Genomic DNA, 18,263 nt, shown 5'->3' on the forward strand with positions numbered 1-18,263 from the left:
GCCCCGCAGCAAGGACACTCCTTCGGCTCCTCGCGCAAACGAACCCGCAACTCGTAAACATCAGCCTTGCTAGAGACCTCGATCACTTCGTATCCTGCTAGACCTATCTTGTTAATCATCGGGGACATGGTAGCTTAATTGCTCCATGTCCCCAATCTTTGATGGAGAGCGTGAAAAACAGGTCAGGGGGATCTGTGATCGGTAATTGCCGGTGGTGCCCGGAACGCAAAATTTAAAGAAGCGACCGATTGTAATTTATCCCAGGGCCTACGAGTAGCCGTTTTCAGGGAGTGACCTCTAATTCGGCGTGGCTCCCCATGTAACCGTAGCCGTAGCTGCAGTGGATGCGGTCGCCGGGTTGGGCGCCCAGGTCCGAGAGCCGGATGCGGCCGACGTGAATATCCGAGTCCGGGTCCTTCTCGACCAGCGTAACCATCGCCGCCTTCGGGCCTTTTAAGGTAAGGGTGATTGGCTCTTCCTTGCTGATGTCGAAATTGACTGGGGCGCGCAACCCGACGAGGATGGAGTCACCTTCCTGGATCAGTTTAAGCTCTGTTTCCGCCCGCGCCATGTAGGCGAGACTCAGGTTGAAGGCGGTGTTGAAGGCAACCCAGCCTTCAGTGTAACCTTTATTTCCGACTTCCGGATGGTAGGGGTAGTGGAAAGTCTTGGGTGAACCGTCGAGGACAAAGCGGGCTTCCTCCAACTGGCCGATCCCGCCACGGTAAAAGGTGTACCATCCGTGTTCGACGCCTTCCACCTCGCGGGGCGCATCATAGGAGAAGTGACGACCGGTGGGGTTGCGCCCGAAGCAGTTGTCCAGATGGCTCCAGGCCAACTCATGTAATCGTTCGCGGACTTCCGGGGCGGTGACATAGGTAGAAGCCGCCAGTGCGATCGCGGGAAAGCCGACCACGTTACCTGGTTCGTTCCACTTGTGCCTGTGAGAATAATCCATGGGTGTCCAATCTCCGTCATCGGTGTATTTACGGAAGTCCCACATGTTTTCCGAACGGCGCACCATAATGCGGGCCCACTCGTTGATCTTTTCACGCAGTCCATCCGGAGCCTTGCCCGGATGCAGTTGCAGGCAAGCGGCGAGTCCTGTGATGGTGACGTGCTCGCTCATCCGCTGACCCTTTGTCGTCTGCGGGGCTTCCCAGTCCAGTTCGTCGATGATCCATCGGGTCTGGGCGAAAGCGGCCTCTAGATATTTGTCCGCATTGGGAAGTCCGTCGCGGACGGCCACCTCGTGCATGAGCAGATTGGGTAGGACGCTAAAGCCGGGAGGAAGTTCGCCTTTGGTGCTGCCGACCACAGTTTTCAGGGCGAACAAGTTGTGATCGGAGGAGGCATCGTAGGGGTATTTGATATCGATGTCGGACTGTCCCCATTTTGCTTCAACAAACTGGCGAACGGCATCGTAGTTCTGCTGAGGAAGCCATTGTTTCATGGTTGGCCAGGCGTAGAGGAAAAAGGCCAGATCTGACTTCATGCATTCGTGTTTAACGTCTTGGGTCAGGATGACATCCGCACCCCAGTGAATCATTTTGACGATATCCGGTGCACTTTCGTCATAAGGTTCAAGCGCTCCCCAGAGACCAGGCTTCGGCTCGTCGTAGGTGATCTGTTGCGGCAGATGCTCGTAGGCGGCCGGGTTGGAAAGATACTGGGGGACCAGCGTGTAGAGTGTCCAGGAGAAGTGGTGGTCATCGCGCCAGCCGAAGGAACCCCGGCACCTCCGTTTGTAGTTGCCCACGTAGTGACGGGTGTCGACCATGAAGTCGATGGCTGCCGGATAGCTGATCCGCTCGAACTGCCAGAGCCCGATGGTAAAGGGGACGGAGGTTTCGCTACCCGCCGTGACTACAAATTCCCCGGAGCTTGCCGGGTTGAATGCCGTGAAGTCGCCAATGTGCCCCTCAATCGTGCCCGTGTATAAAGCGTTGCCTCCTTTGGCGGGCTTGATTTGGAAAGCCGTGCCGTCGTCCAGGGTGGGGGCGGTGAAGCGCTTGAGCTCTCCGAAATTGAAGCCGCTTTGATTCAGATAGATGCGCGGGATGTCGCCATCCTTCGAATGAACTATGGGCTTGGGTGCCTTCGGCATTTTGACTCCGGTCCCCAATTCAGGGAGCTCCTTGCCCAAAGGCCAGAGGGTGATCTCGCGGATGCGGGCGATCTTATCCGGGGTTTGGGTGACGACGAGGCGGATGGAATCAGTGACGATCGCTTCGCCGGGATCAAAGGGAACCGCGAGCGCGGTCTCCTTGTTGCCGAAGATCTCGGTGCCCTGTATCAATGTCCAATCACCGCTCGGGTTTTTGTGTTCCAGGTAAAAGTCTTTGAACGCTGATTCATTCCTGTATCCGCTGTAGATGTGGGCCGCGCCAATTGTTTGTATTGAGGGTAACTGCAGCTCGAGGCGGATCTTTCCGTCTGCATCCGGGCCGCCGAGCCAACGGGAGTCGTCCGAACTGATGCCGTCGGTCACACTCGAGGCTTTGCTGTTCTTAAGTTCGGAAACTGCCTTGGCAGTCAGTGGCCCGAGAGGTTTGATCTCTTCTGCCGACGCTGGATGGATCAAAGTTCCCAGCAGAAAAAGAAACAGTGCCGACAAGCGGATGACTGGACGCTGCAATGAACGGTAAGGGGTGAATGGCCGGAGATAGATGCCGGTTCTTGGCTTCATCGAGTCAGTCATAGTTCTTAAAGTCTCACTCAAAGCACAGCACATGTCAGTCTAATTGGCTTGTCGGATGAGAACAAAAACTTAACTCTCATTACCATACTAATTGCCTGCATTTTCCTATCCATGCGCTATCGGGACTAGCTCAATCTGAACGCGCCCTAGGACTTTCGGTTGCGAAAGGCTTGAGATAAGTGGGTTGATCGTAGAATAAGACCCAAAATCAGCTTGCCCGATTCTGTTTGTTGCAGATGGAAGACTCTACGGGCCAACATGGTTTAAGCCCAGTAAGCTGTCGATTTCTTTCAGGCGGGTGACGCTGTCTTCCAGAATACGTCCTGAACGATCGGGAGCGACGTTCAGCAGATAGTTGGTTTTGCGGCTGTTGCATAAACGCAGCATGTCCACCACCTCAGGAGCATCCTTGGGTTGCCACTTCCTATCGGGCGTCCAGAACCAAACGGGGGTCAATTTGTCGCAGACCTCGGCAGCAATAGCGTTGTCCTCGGGGGGTAGGGCTTACTCTACTTTGACGTAGGTTTTATATTTCGCCTTGAAACCCGGATCAGGTTCTGAGTCGAAGCCAAGTTCGAAGAGCAGGAAGTCCCGACCTCCAAGGCTGATGACTTCGTAATGATAGGCCTTGTCGTCATAGGTGCTGAAGGCCATGTTACCTGAATAGCGCATGGGGAATTCATAGGCCCGCTTAGTCAAACTAACCGGTTCAACCTGACCCTTGGCATCGACCTTGAATCCGTAATTGACGCCTCTACTCTTAAATTCGGTCGGCACCTTGTTTTGTGTCAGGCGCTTTTTTAAAAAGTTCTCGGCCTCTGCTCTATTCTCGAATTGATCGTGGTCCACAAGGCACCAGGCTCCCACAAAGGCAGGATTGGGTTGGAATCGGCCGCTGTAGATAAAGCGGTCGGAATCGCGCCCGCTCACTTTCCACTCGGAGGTGACCTTGGGCAGGGAGTTCAGGAATCCCCTGCCTTCGTCCGAGAATCCTATCACTTGCCCGACCATTTTACGTTTGTAGCCTCCGCCCTGTCCGATCACATTGCGCCCGTTCTCACTCATCATGTCATCGGGTAGGATTTTATAGACCTTCTTCATGATGTTCAGCCCATACTCCTGGATCTCCGGATCGGCTTTATCTAAGTTTTGAGTAATTTGGCGGGCACTTGAAATCATAGAAAATGAAGTCGACTCGGAAATCGCCCGGGCGATTGGGGGGAAGAGTTCCTTGTAACTCTCCGGGTCACTGAGCAAAGGTATGCTGGCACTGATGGCTCCACCATGGCCGCTATCATTAATTATTTTGAGGAGCACATCCTTGTAGTTGCGCAGTTCATCAATATCCAAGTGCCTGAGGAGTCCGAGGGCCCAACCCCTGACGTATTCAGATCGGTGCGGCTCGCGGATGATCTTCTCAACTTGCGCCCACATCTCAGGGGTCACCATGCCGGGGTCCATGTTGGATTTTGACCAGGTGCCCAACAAATCATGCAGCGCCATTACGCCCATATGCTGTAAGCGAGGATCGGAGGAGAGGAGGAGACCACGAACGATATCGTTTTTCCTTAGTCGAACCACCGCCTGCTTGGCTTCGAAACGGTGGGTTATCTCCGGGTGATGCAGGTAGGTGACGAGATCCCGGTCGGAAACTTTATCGCTGCGAAGAATCTCATAGACAGGATCGCCGATGTGCTTTTCCAGCTTTTCCTTATGCACATCGCCTCGCGTCCAGGGACCGCCCGGGACGGGGTAGGGCGAACTGAAGGCGTCGTCGGCCGGAGTGCCCCAAGGACGTAATGGAAGTTGATACGACTTGGCATAGGGGCTGGGTGCTCCGTAGAGGAAGAGCTTTTTCCGCGGCAGAGTATAATTGAGGGCAAAGAAGGTGCCCCATGCGATGTTGTGCTCGCCCACGGCTCTATCATAGTTGTCATCCTTACCTCCGGCAATGCCGATGCCTCCGTCATGACGCCGCGACAGTTCAAGGGCCCAACGTCGCGCATCCATGTATTGTCGGTATTGATCCGGACGTTCATCAGCCAGCAGTGCCATGGCGGTCGACTTCCAGATCTCCCCAATGCCCCCACCGGTGTGACCAATGTGGTAAACATTGATCCCATAGTAATCCTTAATCGCGCTCACATGGGCTGCTTGCGCATAAATCGAGTTGTCTCCGTCGGGCGTCAATCGTCTTGCCGCAGCCATCGCCATGGCCAGTCCCCCTGTCTTTCCGTTGCAATCTCTGAAGCCGGGCTTCGAGGTGAAGTCGCCATAAGGCACACTTCCACGCCCGGAATAGCGGTAGAAATGACGCAGGCTGCTCTGTAGGGTGAATTCATCGACATTCACCCCGCAGGCCTTGGCCAGAAGCAAAAAAGTCAGGCAATGGACGCCCGAGGCATTCACATGGCCTCCGTTTTGATAAAGAAAATTTCCCGAAGCGCGCCCGGCCCAGGCCCCATTGTAGATATGGTCCCTGAGGTGATCGGCACCTTTTTGGATGGTGGGGAGTACTGACTGGTCTCCAGTGCGAAGGTAGTATTCGCAGAAGGCCATGCCCGACATGCCGATGGACCAGTTGATGCCGCCAACGCTGGCGCCGTTTTGTATCCATTCACGAACTACAGCGAGATCTTTTTCCTCGCCGGTCGAAAGCAAAAAAAGCATGCCGCTCCAATCGTTTTTCCCGTGCTCGGCGATACGGTCAGCCAGGTTGCGCACAATCTTATCCGACTTCGGGCAATTGAGCGGCCAGGTTGGACTGTAGCTGCCGAGAACTGGAATCGTTACGGTCACATCACCCTGGCCCTGTATATCGAGCGTGATTCGACCATCACTGGCTTCGGCATTGGTGATCAGTTGTCCCAGCACAATGCGCGGATCGTAATCGTCTTTCAGTCGGACGCCATTAATGCTTTTAATGACCTGGCCTTTTTGTAGCTGGCCTGTTTTCGCAGCAGGGGAACCGGCTTCGACATTGTTGATCTTCATTACAAAGCCCTGCTCCAAGTCGATGCCGATACCTACGGGCCCGAAGTTCTGGATCGTCCAACCCTTCGGGTCGTTGGCCTTCGGTGCCGGGTTGAAAGCGATGTTCGTTTGCGCGCTCAAGTCGGCCGTACCCATTAACGAGGCAGGAATAATCAGTGTAAGCAGGCGGATGTAATCTGGAATTGTCATTGGTGAAAGTTGCTTTGCGAGCCTGGAGGCAGGCTAATCTTCGATTTCAATCTGACGGTAGCCTAAGGATGGTCTTGTTCTCTTACCTCACAACTTGCTCGACGCTTCTTCCACATGATCGAGCTTCCAGTATCGGTAGTCTTCAAATATCCTCTGGCCACGAACATGGCGAATGTATGTATCAACCACCCCGAAACTAGAATATTTACATTGTTTAACTGTAACTATTTTATCTAAGTTATGGTCATGAAAAAGCAGCCGATCAAAACTGCTTCCGAACAAGTGGCGGATCTGTTGCACGAGCAAATCATGCGACGAACATGGACCGAGACGATGCCGGGAGTGCAATGTCTGGTTAAAGAGCTTCAAGTCGGCTTTCAAACTGTGAAATCCGCCCTCGGCCAACTGGAAAACGAAGGCCTGCTGGTCCCTCAGGGGCAGGGCAAACGACGCAGGATCGTCTTGCCGGATGCCGACCGCCCGCTGGAGACTTTCCGCATTCGAATCCTCCCCTATGCAAAAGAGGACCGTAAATCGCCCGACAATGCCGAAATCCTGATCCGCTTGCTGGAGGCCGGGGTCAACATCGCCTATGCGGAGAAATCGATGCAGGATTTCGGCATGCGGGTCGACCGGGTGGCTCGATATGTAAAGAGCCATCCCGCGGATGCCTGGATCACCTCTGCCGCCTCGCGGGAGATCAACCAGTGGTTTTCGGAACAAGCTTTCCCGGCACTTGCCATTAATGGAAGAACGAGTGGCCTGTCGATCGCATCCGCGCATAATGTATTCATTCCTTCCCTGAGAGAGGCCATCAAGGTGCTCATTGCCCGGGGCCACAAACGGATCGTCATGTTTGCCCGCAGGGAGCGTCGCAAGCCCGTTCCCTCAAAGCCGGAGCAAGCCTTTCTGGATGAACTGAAGGCGGCGGGAATTCAAACCGGAGAGTACAATCTCCCCGAATGGGTCGAAACCCGAGAGGGACTGCATCGCCTACTCAATGAATTGTTTCGCCTCAGTTCACCGACGGCACTCATCTTTCAGGAAACTGCCATCTTCACTGCGGCCCGGGCGCACATTTCCAAACTTGGATATCATGCACCCCACGATATCTCGCTTTTGGTCGGCGAATCTGATCCAAGCTTCGCCTGGTGCGATCCCGCCCCCGCACATTTCCATTTGGATTACGATCCTCTGGTGCGCCGGGCGGTCCGTTGGGCAAGGAACGTAGCCAGCGGGAAAAATGACCTGCGACAAGTGGGGTTCAAGGCAAAATTTTTCGAGGGCGGCACGATCGGGCCGGTCCGTTAAAATGGGATTCATCAGCGCCCCCTCTATGACAAGAAGTTGGTCGCGCAGTCGTGTCCCTGCTGCGCAGTTCCGTTGTGCTGGCAGAGACTGACGACGTTCGTGCGGCGTAGGGAACGCCTGTACATGTTGGATCCGGCTCCTTCTCAATACGCCGGGACAGGCTTCGATCGTCGAAACAAGTTTCGGACGAAGCTTGGTGGAGGTGGCGGGAGTCGAACCCGCGTCCCCTGTGCTTTCACAAGCGGCATCTACATGCTTAGCTTCGTGTTTATTGTCGTCATGGCATCGCGACCAAGCGCGCTATGCCACTTCCAGGTTTTCTAAAATACGGTGGGCAATCGAAAACCAATTTACCCACTATACCTGCTAGTCGTCGCTTCCAGTCCATAGCAGGCGTCTGGGTGGAAACGTGGTGCAACTTAGGCAGCCATAGCGAATTGTTCTTCGCCAATTAATTTTTGAGATGGATTGATACGGAGCCTCCATCATCTCCGACATGCAACCGCCAGCTAGGACACAGGGTCGAATCCGGAACACCCCCTCAAAAGTGAAAGTGAGAGTCAGCGTGAAAGTGGGCTGGCCACTTCCGGAAAAGAACCTGTTGCTGGCGCAACGGTCTTTTCAAAGAACACCCATATAAGGTTACACCAAGTTCGGTAAAAGCAAGCCGGATCGCTATGCATTCTCAGCATCCGGTGTGGTGGGCGGAATGTATCTGAAGAGATATATGAGGCCGCTTCCGTTGTAGGCGACGCGGACATCACCGGTCGCAATGTTGCCGTCATCCAGAATGCTGTCGAGGCGCACGGCCTGCTCGGCGGTAAAGTTTAGATTGTAAAGATAGACGTAAGTGTAGCTGGCAGAATTCACATAAAACCAGCTGTGGGAGCCGTTTTTCCAGACCGGTGGGAGATAGTCACCGATATCGCCCGGCATATTGGTGTAGGTCATGAAGTCGGGGTAGCCGCCTTCGGCCGTACTGTAAAATTCGACGGCTTCGGTGAAGACCCGAACATCGTTGGCAGTCGCAGTCGCTTCAGTGCGTTCACGGGCCATTCGGATCCCCGGCATGCCCAGCAGCGCAAGAATACCGATAGTTGTGACAACAACCATCAGCTCAACTATGGTAAAACCTGCCTTGCGCTGCGTTTTCATTGATCTTTACGAACCTAGGGTATACTGCCCATTAAAATTTTTTTGTCAATCACAGGTTATGGGCTGAAATGACGTAGATTAATGATAGCCAGGCACTTGTTGTAAAATCTGGCATCATTATAGCTAAGGCACCCGATTTGAATTTAGAAATTTATAAGTTGCTCGTAATAAGCTTTTTGTGTTTTTAAGTCGTAGACGGCAACATCGTCTTGCTTGCCTCTGGCGATCATGCCGGAATTGACGGTGATGCTGATCTGGTCCTGCCAGTCCTGAAATTGTTCCATGCTGACTTGGCCCTGCGGGACAGCCGGTTCGCTGGATTCGGCCTCTGGGGTTGGGATGTAGGCCTTATAGCGGCTGAGGATTTCCGGAGTGGTCACGCGCTGTACATCCATTCCGTTTTGACCGGCCCAGGTTTTGAAGTCTTCTGCCTTGATATCGAACTCATAAACGCGGACCTGGTTGGAGCGATAGAAGGATACATTGGATGCGTAGTTGGGCAACCAGCTCACGCGGGCCACATTCTCCCCGTAATCCGGGCCGCTGCTGGCGTAGAAGTAGATGGCAATCGGCAAGAGGAGCACCAGGACGATGAATGCGTAGAGGGCGCGGACATCACGTCTGGTCTTGGGCTTGAAGGACTCCAGGGCGTCTTCATAAAAGCGCAGGGTGATATTGGCCCGGGCTTTGTCGGCACCCTCGGATGCGACCAGGCTTTGGTAGGAAACCAAGCGCCAACGCTTTTGCAGTTTAGCGTAGAGTTCGAGGGCCTCTTTCTCAAACCGCTTCTCTTCTTCGTAGGTGACGTCAATCCTCAGGACGCTGACGTAGCCCTCTTGTGTCACCCAGTTCCAGGCCTCGCCCTCACTCTTAAAGTAGCCGCCGAGTTGAAAGCGATCCATGTTCCAGCGGCGGTGGCCGGCATAGATCACCTCAATATCCTCATCGAACGGACCGTTGTAGAAATCGAGCCGAACCTGATTGTCTTCGAGACCAGTCTCTTTCTGGTAGGTTGACAGTTTTTCCTTCGATGTGAAGGCGCCCATCGCATGCAGCGATCCATCATCTTCCACACGGATCAGGATATGTAAGTATGGCAGCATAAATTGGGCTTAACCGTCAGTGGTGGAAATGACGTTCTCTATTATGGAGTCTAATAATCTCCCGTTATTGTAAAGCCCTTACTGAAAAAGCAGTCGGCACAAAAAAGCCCAGCCATGCGGCCGGGCTTTGTTTGAGAGGCATTCGTCAATACCTGTAAGCTTTAGATCAGGTCTTTGACAGCATCGCGTTCCTCCGCGAGTTCTTTCACCGAAGCGTCGAATTTCTCACGGCTGAAGTCGTTGAGCTCGACGTCCTGAACGATCTCGATCTCGCTGCCGTTGCTACGGCAGGGGAAGGAAATGATCAGGCCCTCGGGGGTGTCGTAGCTGCCGTCGGAGCAGAGGCACATGCTAAAGGTGTCACCTGCCGGCGTCGGTGTGGTGAGCCTGCGCACGGAATCGACGATGCCATTGGCGGCGGAGGCGGCAGAGGAGGCCCCGCGCGCCTTGATGATTGCCGCGCCACGCTTCTGCACGGTAGGGATGAAGGTCTCCTTCAGCCAGCTCTCGTCTCCGATGACATCGGCAGCTGACTTGCCGCCGATCTGAGCGGAGTAGAAGTCCGGATACTGCGTGGCGGAGTGGTTGCCCCAGATGGTCATATTGGTGACTTCGGTCACATCGACGCCGGCCTTTTGGGCGAGCTGCGTCTTGGCCCGATTTTCGTCCAGCATGGTCATGGCGAAGAAGCGGTCATTGGGCACGCCTTCGGCATTGTTCATGGCGATCAGGCAGTTGGTGTTGCAGGGATTGCCCACGACGAGCACACGTACATCGGAGGCGGCGTTGGCCGCGATCGCCTTGCCTTGTCCGGTGAAGACCTTGCCGTTGATCCCAAGGAGGTCGGCGCGTTCCATACCGTCTTTGCGGGGAACAGATCCAACCAGAAGTGCCCAGTTAACGTCCTTGAAGCCCTCGTCGAGGTCTGTGGTTGCCACAACGTCCTTGAGCAGGGGGAAGGCGCAATCGTCGAGCTCCATGCAGACGCCTTTCAGGGCGTCCAGCGCGGGCGGAATCTCGATCAGATTTAAGGCGACCGGTTGGTCGGGGCCAAACATGGCACCGGACGCGATGCGGAAGAGTAGGGCATAGCCGATGTTGCCGGCTGCGCCGGTGACGGCGACGCGGATAGGTTCTTTGCTCATGATAGAATTCGTATTTGGTTGAGTCGTTGAGTTGTGCGTAGGCTTTTTCGAAGGTAAAGTCGCTTTTACAAGGATGGATGATTAAAACCTACCGTTATAGGGCAGTTAAGAAAACAAAGGTGCGAGGTCGGCATGGGCTTTAAGCAGCATCGCCTCGGTGGTGGCCCAGTCAATGCAGGCATCGGTAATGGAGACACCATACTCGAGATCTTCGACCGGCTGCGGGAAGGTCTGGCTGCCGTGGTTTAAATTACTTTCCACCATGGCACCAATCACACTCGGATCGGTCAGGCTCTGGCGGACGATTTCTTCAAAGATCGCGGGTTGCTTGCTCGGATCTTTTCCACTGTTGGCATGGTTGCAGTCGGTCATGATAGCGGGTGTCAGCCCGGCTGCTTCGAGCTGTTCCCGGGCTTGTGCGACATCGTCGGCCCCGTAGTTCGGTCCTTTCGAGCCGCCGCGCAGGACGATGTGGCAGCTGGGATTGCCGCTCGTGGTGAGTGCATTGGCGCGTCCTTCGTTGTCGACGCCGAGGAAAGTCTGAGGCTGGCTCGCCGCTTTGATGGCATTGATCGCGACATCCAGTCCGCCGTCGGTTCCGTTTTTGAAGCCCAGCGGCATGGAAAGGCCGGAAGCCATCTGGCGGTGGGTCTGGCTTTCGGTGGTGCGTGCGCCGATCGCCGACCAGCAGACCAGATCGGCAATATATTGGGGCGTGATCGGATCGAGCAGTTCGGTGGCCGTGGGCACGCCCATCTCAATCACTTCGCGGAGGAAGCGGCGGGCGATGCGTAGTCCTTCCGGGATGTCGCTGGTGCCGTCGAGCTTTGGGTCCATGATCAAACCTTTCCAGCCGACCGTGGTGCGGGGTTTCTCAAAGTAGACGCGCATAACAGGAAGGATGCGGTCGCTCACTTTTTTAGAGAGCTCGGCCAGCTTGCGCGCATATTCACGCCCAGCCTCCAGGTCATGGATGGAGCAGGGGCCGACGACGACAAGCAGCCGGCGGTCATCACCGAAAATAATCCGGTTGATGGCTTCCCGGCTGTCCGCGACGAATTGCTCGGCAGCTTCAGATTTGGTGATCTCGCCGCACAGCTCCAGTGGAGACGGTAGCAAGGTCTTGGAAGTAATATTGATATCCGTGACGTTTTTCACAAGGCGTGGAGGTGTAAAGTAGCGCTTCGTGGGGAACAAGTCCCAATTCTGAATTGCTGGTTGAAAGTTCCGCCAAGCTTCGCATTGCTGTATGGCATGGTCTTATATGCATATCCCTACGAATTGGCTGCGCACCTGATTGTGAGCGACGAGGATGCGGCGGATTTCCTCCAGAGCCAGTTCAGCAATGACCTCCGCCCTTTCTCGCCGGGGCAGTGTACCTACGGACTTTGGTTGGACGTAAAGGGTAAGATCTTGGCGGATAGCTGGGTGCTTTGTGAAGATGAGGAACGGTTCCGGATTTTCAGTGAACACTGCGATGAGCAATCCATCCGCGAAAAGCTCGAACATCACATTATCGCGGATGACGTCGAAATCGAGTCGGGTGAAAAAATGGCAGCGCTGGCCGCGGTGGGAGAAGAGGAAGGCGACCTGGTCGCACCATTGGATGATGTTCTCTTCTCATTTCCCGGCAGGCGCTCAAATCGTCCGTCTTACGAGTTGTTGTTTTCCGATGCGGCAGCACGCAGCAAGTGGGTGGAGCAAAACGCTTGTGAAATCGTATCAAAAGAATGGATACAAAAAGAGCGAATGGAGTCCGGTCTTGCATCTGTAGGGTTCGAGGTGTTGTCGGGCGACTTGCCGGGCGAGGCGGGGTTGGTCGATAGTGCGGTCTCCCTGACCAAGGGGTGTTTCCTCGGGCAGGAAGTGGTTGCCCGCATGCACAATGTCGGCCGCCCGCAACGGGGATTGTACACGATTGCCGGTTTCGGGGCTCCGCCTGAGGCGCCATGCCCGGCCGCGAATGCCGAGGGCAAGGCGCTTGGAGAGCTGCGTACGATCGTTCCCGCGGCATCCGGATGGACCGGCGTTGCCATGCTCAAATCACGATTTGTGGAATGCGGTATGGAGCTTGCGCTGGGTGAAGGTCGAGCAACTGTCGAGGCGAACTACGTAAGCAGAAGCTAGCATGGATAGTCCCGATGAGAAGAAACTGGATCAGGTTGCCTCGCTTTTTTTGCGTTTGGGAGCGGATCGTTCCCAGGCGGATTTGATGGCCCGGCAACTGTTGAAACGGGCAAAACAAATTGCCGACGAGCGTGAAATTACAGAATTGGAGGCCTTGGAAAACCTTTTAAAACAGGTGATTGAGGCGCGTCAGGGCTCGTAATCCCTTTAAAATAAAGGGTTTAGGCGGGGCGCCTGCTCTGAAACCCTAAAAATAAGGGGTTTGAGCGGATTTGTAGTTGACGGAAATTGCTCTCGAGGCAGATAGTTGTTCCGGCTAATTCGCCAAATAACCTCAATAAAACAATACTATACATATGAATAAAGCAGAACTTGTTGCAGAAGTCCAAAAGTCCCTCGGTTCCGATACCTCAAAAGCCGCCGCAGAGCGTGCTGTTGAAGCTGTTCTCGAAGGCGTGAAGAAGGGCGTCAAGAAGGATAAGAGCGTTCAGCTTATCGGTTTCGGCACATTCTCCGTGACGAAACGCGCTGCCCGCCAAGGCATCAACCCACAGACCGGTGAGAAGATCCAAATCAAGGCTTCCAAGGCTGTGAAGTTCAAGGCTGGTGCCGGCCTGAAGGCAGCACTCTAAGCGCTACCCCACGCTAAGTGTTATCAGTTTCAAAACCCGCAGCTTCGGCTGCGGGTTTTTTGTTTTTTTGGCCTTTGCAGTTGCCAGATGGCATGAACCTATCCTTATTGAGACGCTTTTGAGAATAAAACCTTCTTCAGGAACGTAATATGGGACAAAGTTTATTTGAAAAAGTATGGAACGCGCATGCTGTCCGTGAGCTTGGCAACGGTCAGACACAACTGCTCATTGGCACGCACCTTATCCACGAGGTGACGAGTCCGCAGGCTTTTGGCATGCTTCGCGACCGGGGGCTACCGGTCAAATATCCGGAGCGGACCTTTGCGACGGTCGACCACATTGTGCCGACCAACGAAGCGGTTGAGCCATACAGTGATGCCCTGGCCCAGGGCATGATCGAGGAGCTCCGGAAGAATTGTGCGGAGAACAAGGTGAAGTTTTTCGATACCAATACCGGGAAGCAGGGGATTGTTCACATCGTCGGTCCGGAGCAGGGGATTACGCAGCCCGGTACCACGATCGCCTGCGGCGACTCCCATACCTCCACGCACGGCGCGTTTGGAGCCATTGCCTTTGGTATCGGTACCAGTCAGGTGCGGGATGTTTTGGCAACGCAAACCATTGCCCTGAACAAACTTAAGGTTCGTCGCATCAACGTGGACGGCGAGCTGCGCCCCGGCGTCTATTCCAAGGACGTGATCCTTCATATTATTCGCCTGCTCGGCACGCAGGGTGGCACCGGCTTTGCTTACGAATACGGCGGTTCCACTTTCGACAACTTCACTATGGAAGAGCGGATGACCGTCTGCAATATGTCGATTGAAGGCGGTGCGCGCGTTGGCTATGTCAATCCGGACGAGACCACTTTTGAATATCTCAAGGGTCGTCCTTATTCGCCACAGGGGGATGCTTGGGACGCGGCGGTTGAGAACTGGAAGTCCTTCGCTTCCGATCCCGATTGCCACTACGACGATGTGGTGAACATCAACGCTGCGGATATCGAGCCGACCGTGACTTGGGGGATCACCCCCGGACAGGGCGTGGGAATTAACGAAAATATTCCCGCCTCAAGCGACGGGGAAACCCAGTCGGACCGGGAGTCCATTTCCGAAGCTCTTGAACACATGAAGTTTGAGGGTGGTAGCCCGGTAAAGGGGAAGAAAATCGACGTGGCCTTCCTCGGTTCCTGCACGAACGGACGCCTGTCCGACTTGAAGGAAGTGGCGCAGTATATCAAGGGCCGCAAAGTTGCGGACAATGTTCAGGCGATTGTCGTGCCCGGTTCGCAAGTCGTTTCGCAAATCGCGGTCGAGCTCGGCCTCGACAAGATTTACAAAGAGGCTGGCTTCGAGTGGCGTGGCGCCGGTTGCTCCATGTGTCTGGCCATGAACCCGGACAAGTTGGTCGGTGATCAGCTCTGCGCCAGTTCCTCGAACCGTAACTTCAAGGGTCGTCAGGGCTCTCCAACCGGCCGCACCATGCTCATGAGTCCGCTCATGGTAGCTGCCGCCGCCATTACCGGTGAAATTTCCGACGCGCGCGAGGTCTTCGGCGTGGGTGAGCCGGTAAACGCTTAATTAATATCTTTAACTTCAAACAAGGATTCATCATGGCTTCCGAACCAATTAAACAAGTCGCCGGCACGGGTGTTTACGTGCCGGGTGACGATATCGATACCGACCGCATCATCCCCGCCCGCTTCATGAAGTGCATCACCTTCGACGGTCTAGGCGACTACCTCTTCTATGACGTGCGCAAGACCGAGGACGGCGAAGACAAGAAGCACAACCTGAACGACCCGCGCTTCGCCGGGGCTTCAATCATCGTAAGCGGCAACAATTTCGGCTGCGGCAGCTCCCGCGAGCACGCACCCCAGTCGATCATGCGCGCCGGCTTCAAGGCGGTGATCGCCGGCAGCTTCGCGGAGATTTTCTACGGCAACTCCACGAACCTCGGCATCGTTTGTGTGACAGCGACCAGCCTGGACCGTGAAGTCCTGGCCAAGGCGATCGAAGCCAATCCCGAGCTTGAAATCACCATCGATGTGAATGAGCACAAGATCTGGTTCGGTGATCAGTATATCACCTGCGATATGCGTCCGGGCGCGCGCGACAGCCTGTTGCGCGGTACTTACGACCCGCTGGATGAGTTGCTTGAGGGAGCGGATGCGGTTGGCGAGACGGCAGACAAGTTGCCCTACATGCGGGCGTGACAATGCGCGGTAAATGGTTAGCTTATGATTGCCTGAATCGGCGATCTCTAACGAACTCAGCATACCATGGACAATAAAATCGTTCTCATCATCCTCGCGATCATTCTTCCACCTGTGGCAGTCGCTCTAAAATGCGGTGCAGGAAAATCGCTGCTCATCAACATTATCCTCACAATCTTCTTTTACGTTCCCGGCCTGATTCACGCACTGATTCTTGTGCTCTAGCCAGGGAACAGACTTCCTGAAACTTTGACAAAAGGCGCAGCGACGGTTGCGCCTTTTTTCTTTTCTTTCCAATCTCTCCGTCATGGATCTCTTTGCTAATACCGGGATTTTTATCTACCCGCTCGCGGTTTGTTCATTTATCGCGGTCTTTATTACAGCAGAGCGGCTTATTGCTCTGCGTAACTCGCAGATCATCCCGCGGGCCACAGTCGATGCCTTCGTCGCAGGTGAGGTCGAAAAAATAGAGCCGGACCAGCGTTCTGTTGTTGGCCGAATCGTGGGCTTCTATCGTGAGCGCGGGCCCGACCCCGAGGGGTTGAAAGCCTTTGCCCGGTTGGAAGTGAGTCGGATGGAACGGGGGGTCTTTCTTCTGGAGGTTGTGATCGGGGCCGCGCCGCTCCTCGGTTTGCTCGGTACGGTTACCGGCTTGACCCAGGTTTTTGGGGGCTTCTCCGCCGAAACGGGACTCCCCGAGCCGGAAGCGTTCATCACCGGTATCGCTCTTGCCTTGAATACGACGATCCTCGGTTTGGCGATCGCCATTCCTGTGCTGGCTGCCCATTCTTATCTGCTGCGCCGTGTCGAAGCTCTGGCGGCACGCATTAGCGTGGGTGTCGAATGCCTGATCGAACATCGAACATCGAACGCTGAACGCTGAACGTCGAATGTCTGAGCTGCATCTCATTCGCCGCCGGCGACGCACGCCATCGATCAACATCGTTCCCCTGGTCGATGTCCTCACCGTGCTGCTTTTCTTTTTTCTCGTGACCATGCAATTCAAGCAGGTGAGTTCGCTGAACATCACCGTGCCCAAGATCGAAACCGCCGGTGAAAATGAAATCGCCGAGCAGATTGTCATTGCCGTGAGTCCGGAGGGAAAATTTTACCTAAACGATCGAGCCCTCGAGAAAGAGAAACTAAAGGAAGCCATTAAGTTGGCCGGGGAGTTGACGCCTGAAATGCCGGTCCTTCTCATTGCTGACGAAGATACGCCGCTCAAAAACGTAACCGAGGTGATGGATATTTGCCGCTCGAACCAACTGAACAAGATTCGTCTGCAGTCGAGGTAGGTGGAGCCGGATATGGGATGCGGGATCTGGGATCTGGGATGGGGGATGCGTCTATACTAATGCCGGATTTATTTGCATCGTGCGTGGTAGAAATGGCCCTTGAGGTATCCGCAAGCGGAGCCTCGACGGGGTAAAATCTTTACAAATTGTGCTTACCGCTTGCCGACAACATAGCGGCCCGGGCCGGTGAAGAAGAGCGCGATAAACACGACCATCAGTTCCAGCGGCCAGCCTGCGGTTTTGGCAAAGTCGCCGAAGCCGGTCACATCGCCGATTTTTGTGGTAAACGCGACGAACATGACGCCGGCAAGCGCGGCACAGACGAGGCGGTGGAATTTGCCTAGAGCGAGCAGGATGCCGCCACCCAGCTCGGTGGCCATGGCGGCGAAACCGAAAGCGACGGAAACAATGCCTTCCGGCAGGAAGGGCAGGCCGAATTGCGCCAGGCCTTCCCAGCCACCGGGGCCGCCTAGCAATTTCGGAATGCCGTGGAGGATGAACATCGCGCCGATGCCGATACGAAGGATGAGGAGGCCGAGGTCTTTGGAGTAAGCAGGTGTTTTCATAGAGGTTATTTAGTCGGGATTGTCGCGAGAATCAAATCGGGCGGCGAATGCGGTGGCGGTACTTTTGGGCGAGCGCTTCGTTATGTTCCGCGCCGCCGTCGGCGTTTTGGCTGACGTAGGTCGGCGGCGTGACCCCCATCCCGATCAAGTTTTCAATGATCTCCATCGTGAGCAGATTGAGGATGAGTGCGCCGCTCATCGTCGAGGTGGGGCCCACTTTGTGAGCGAATCCCGGCGCCTCGATCGCGGCATCGCCGGGAGTGCCGCAGTTGTCCAGGACATGGTCGCCGAGTTCATAAAGTTTTTTCCCGGAGGGATGGCGTGATGTCGAGGCCTTCGACATTTCGAGTGAGGTTAGGACGATGACCCGGAGTCCGTGGGCTTGGGCTTCCATGGCCACTTCAATCGGACTGGCGTTGCGGCCGGAATTGGAAATGACGAGGACCCAGTCGCCGGGCCGGACCGCGTATTGATAGGCATACCTTTGAAAGAGGCGCTTGCCGTATCCGACAATTTGCTCCGGCCAGCCGTCGGCGGGGTCGTGAATACTGCTTACGGGAACAAGCCCCCCGGCGCGGCGTTCGATCTCGGCGGCCAGGATCTGTGAGTGTCCGCTGCCAAAGGTGTGCAGAATCCCGTCGGCCGCGATGGACTCGGCAATTTGCTGACCGGCTGCTTTCAGGGTCGATTCGTTTTTTGCCAGAACATTGGCCTGAAGCTGCAGGCTGGTTTTATAAAAATCCTCGGAAAGAGACATGTCTCGAGGCTGGCTCTTTTCCGTTCCGCGGCAAGGCCTACCCGTCAGTTTCCGGATTTAATGGGACATAGTATGA

At 55.0% G+C, this 18,263-nt stretch carries 18 protein-coding genes and 1 other RNA gene; 9 read left to right on the forward strand and 10 right to left on the reverse strand.

Annotation, left to right across the window (positions count from 1 at the left end; genetic code table 11):
* Positions 1-283: 283 nt before the first annotated feature.
* The 3 genes from DDZ13_RS02525 to DDZ13_RS02535 all read right to left on the reverse strand — a co-directional run bounded on the left by DDZ13_RS02525 (position 284) and on the right by DDZ13_RS02535 (position 5,884).
* Positions 284-2,689, reverse strand: a complete 2,406-nt coding sequence (locus tag DDZ13_RS02525; RefSeq protein ID WP_110129861.1) for a hypothetical protein — start codon at positions 2,687-2,689, stop codon at positions 284-286.
* 258 nt (positions 2,690-2,947) lie between these two features.
* Complete coding sequence (locus DDZ13_RS02530) at positions 2,948-3,181, reverse strand: alpha-L-fucosidase (protein WP_110129862.1); 234 nt, start codon at positions 3,179-3,181, stop codon at positions 2,948-2,950.
* 24 nt (positions 3,182-3,205) lie between these two features.
* Entirely contained in the window at positions 3,206-5,884 is a 2,679-nt protein-coding gene (locus DDZ13_RS02535) for a DUF6288 domain-containing protein (RefSeq protein ID WP_110129863.1), read from the reverse strand.
* 246 nt (positions 5,885-6,130) lie between these two features.
* Here DDZ13_RS02535 and DDZ13_RS02540 point away from each other — a divergent pair, with 246 nt between their 5' ends.
* Positions 6,131-7,195, forward strand: a complete 1,065-nt coding sequence (locus DDZ13_RS02540) for a substrate-binding domain-containing protein (RefSeq protein ID WP_158279754.1) — start codon at positions 6,131-6,133, stop codon at positions 7,193-7,195.
* Positions 7,196-7,389: 194 nt separating this feature from the next.
* On the opposite strand, the gene ssrA is transcribed toward DDZ13_RS02540, so the two are convergent.
* The 5 genes from ssrA to DDZ13_RS02565 all read right to left on the reverse strand — a co-directional run bounded on the left by ssrA (position 7,390) and on the right by DDZ13_RS02565 (position 11,756).
* Positions 7,390-7,736, reverse strand: a transfer-messenger RNA (tmRNA) gene (gene ssrA, locus DDZ13_RS02545).
* A 134-nt stretch (positions 7,737-7,870) separates the two neighbouring features.
* Positions 7,871-8,350: a type II secretion system protein gene (locus tag DDZ13_RS02550; RefSeq protein WP_110129865.1), complete on the reverse strand. Its 480-nt coding sequence runs from the start codon at positions 8,348-8,350 to the stop codon at positions 7,871-7,873.
* A gap of 143 nt (positions 8,351-8,493) precedes the next feature.
* Positions 8,494-9,453 (reverse strand): hypothetical protein, encoded by a 960-nt coding sequence (locus tag DDZ13_RS02555; RefSeq protein WP_110129866.1) that lies wholly within the window; start codon positions 9,451-9,453, stop codon positions 8,494-8,496.
* A gap of 161 nt (positions 9,454-9,614) precedes the next feature.
* Positions 9,615-10,598: a malate dehydrogenase gene (locus DDZ13_RS02560; RefSeq protein ID WP_110129867.1), complete on the reverse strand. Its 984-nt coding sequence runs from the start codon at positions 10,596-10,598 to the stop codon at positions 9,615-9,617.
* A gap of 105 nt (positions 10,599-10,703) precedes the next feature.
* On the reverse strand, positions 10,704-11,756 hold the full coding sequence (locus DDZ13_RS02565) for a 3-deoxy-7-phosphoheptulonate synthase (RefSeq protein ID WP_110129868.1): 1,053 nt from the start codon (positions 11,754-11,756) through the stop codon (positions 10,704-10,706).
* A 96-nt stretch (positions 11,757-11,852) separates the two neighbouring features.
* Between DDZ13_RS02565 and ygfZ the strand changes: the two genes are divergently transcribed.
* The 8 genes from ygfZ to DDZ13_RS02605 all read left to right on the forward strand — a co-directional run bounded on the left by ygfZ (position 11,853) and on the right by DDZ13_RS02605 (position 16,864).
* On the forward strand, positions 11,853-12,725 hold the full coding sequence (gene ygfZ / locus DDZ13_RS02570) for a CAF17-like 4Fe-4S cluster assembly/insertion protein YgfZ (protein ID WP_110129869.1): 873 nt from the start codon (positions 11,853-11,855) through the stop codon (positions 12,723-12,725).
* A gap of 1 nt (position 12,726) precedes the next feature.
* A complete protein-coding gene (locus DDZ13_RS02575) occupies positions 12,727-12,927 on the forward strand; it encodes a hypothetical protein (RefSeq protein WP_110129870.1) in 201 nt (66 codons plus the stop codon).
* 154 nt (positions 12,928-13,081) lie between these two features.
* Positions 13,082-13,357, forward strand: coding sequence for an HU family DNA-binding protein (locus tag DDZ13_RS02580; RefSeq protein ID WP_110129871.1), 276 nt, complete (start codon positions 13,082-13,084; stop codon positions 13,355-13,357).
* Positions 13,358-13,506: 149 nt separating this feature from the next.
* Positions 13,507-14,934, forward strand: coding sequence for a 3-isopropylmalate dehydratase large subunit (gene leuC, locus DDZ13_RS02585; RefSeq protein ID WP_110129872.1), 1,428 nt, complete (start codon positions 13,507-13,509; stop codon positions 14,932-14,934).
* Between the two features lie 32 nt (positions 14,935-14,966).
* Positions 14,967-15,569 (forward strand): 3-isopropylmalate dehydratase small subunit, encoded by a 603-nt coding sequence (leuD, locus tag DDZ13_RS02590; RefSeq protein WP_110129873.1) that lies wholly within the window; start codon positions 14,967-14,969, stop codon positions 15,567-15,569.
* Positions 15,570-15,635: 66 nt separating this feature from the next.
* Complete coding sequence (locus DDZ13_RS02595) at positions 15,636-15,794, forward strand: YqaE/Pmp3 family membrane protein (RefSeq protein WP_110129874.1); 159 nt, start codon at positions 15,636-15,638, stop codon at positions 15,792-15,794.
* Between the two features lie 82 nt (positions 15,795-15,876).
* Positions 15,877-16,452 carry a MotA/TolQ/ExbB proton channel family protein gene (locus DDZ13_RS02600; RefSeq protein ID WP_146209209.1) on the forward strand — a complete coding sequence of 192 codons (576 nt, stop codon included), beginning with the start codon at positions 15,877-15,879 and terminating at the stop codon, positions 16,450-16,452.
* Positions 16,453-16,459: 7 nt separating this feature from the next.
* On the forward strand, positions 16,460-16,864 hold the full coding sequence (locus DDZ13_RS02605) for an ExbD/TolR family protein (protein ID WP_110129876.1): 405 nt from the start codon (positions 16,460-16,462) through the stop codon (positions 16,862-16,864).
* Positions 16,865-17,016: 152 nt separating this feature from the next.
* On the opposite strand, the gene DDZ13_RS02610 is transcribed toward DDZ13_RS02605, so the two are convergent.
* On the reverse strand, positions 17,017-17,430 hold the full coding sequence (locus tag DDZ13_RS02610) for a DoxX family protein (protein WP_110129877.1): 414 nt from the start codon (positions 17,428-17,430) through the stop codon (positions 17,017-17,019).
* A 31-nt stretch (positions 17,431-17,461) separates the two neighbouring features.
* Positions 17,462-18,187, reverse strand: coding sequence for a sugar isomerase domain-containing protein (locus DDZ13_RS02615; protein ID WP_110129878.1), 726 nt, complete (start codon positions 18,185-18,187; stop codon positions 17,462-17,464).
* Positions 18,188-18,263: the final 76 nt, after the last annotated feature.

It is taken from the genome of Coraliomargarita sinensis, from assembly GCF_003185655.1.
Lineage (GTDB): Bacteria > Verrucomicrobiota > Verrucomicrobiia > Opitutales > Coraliomargaritaceae > Coraliomargarita_B > Coraliomargarita_B sinensis.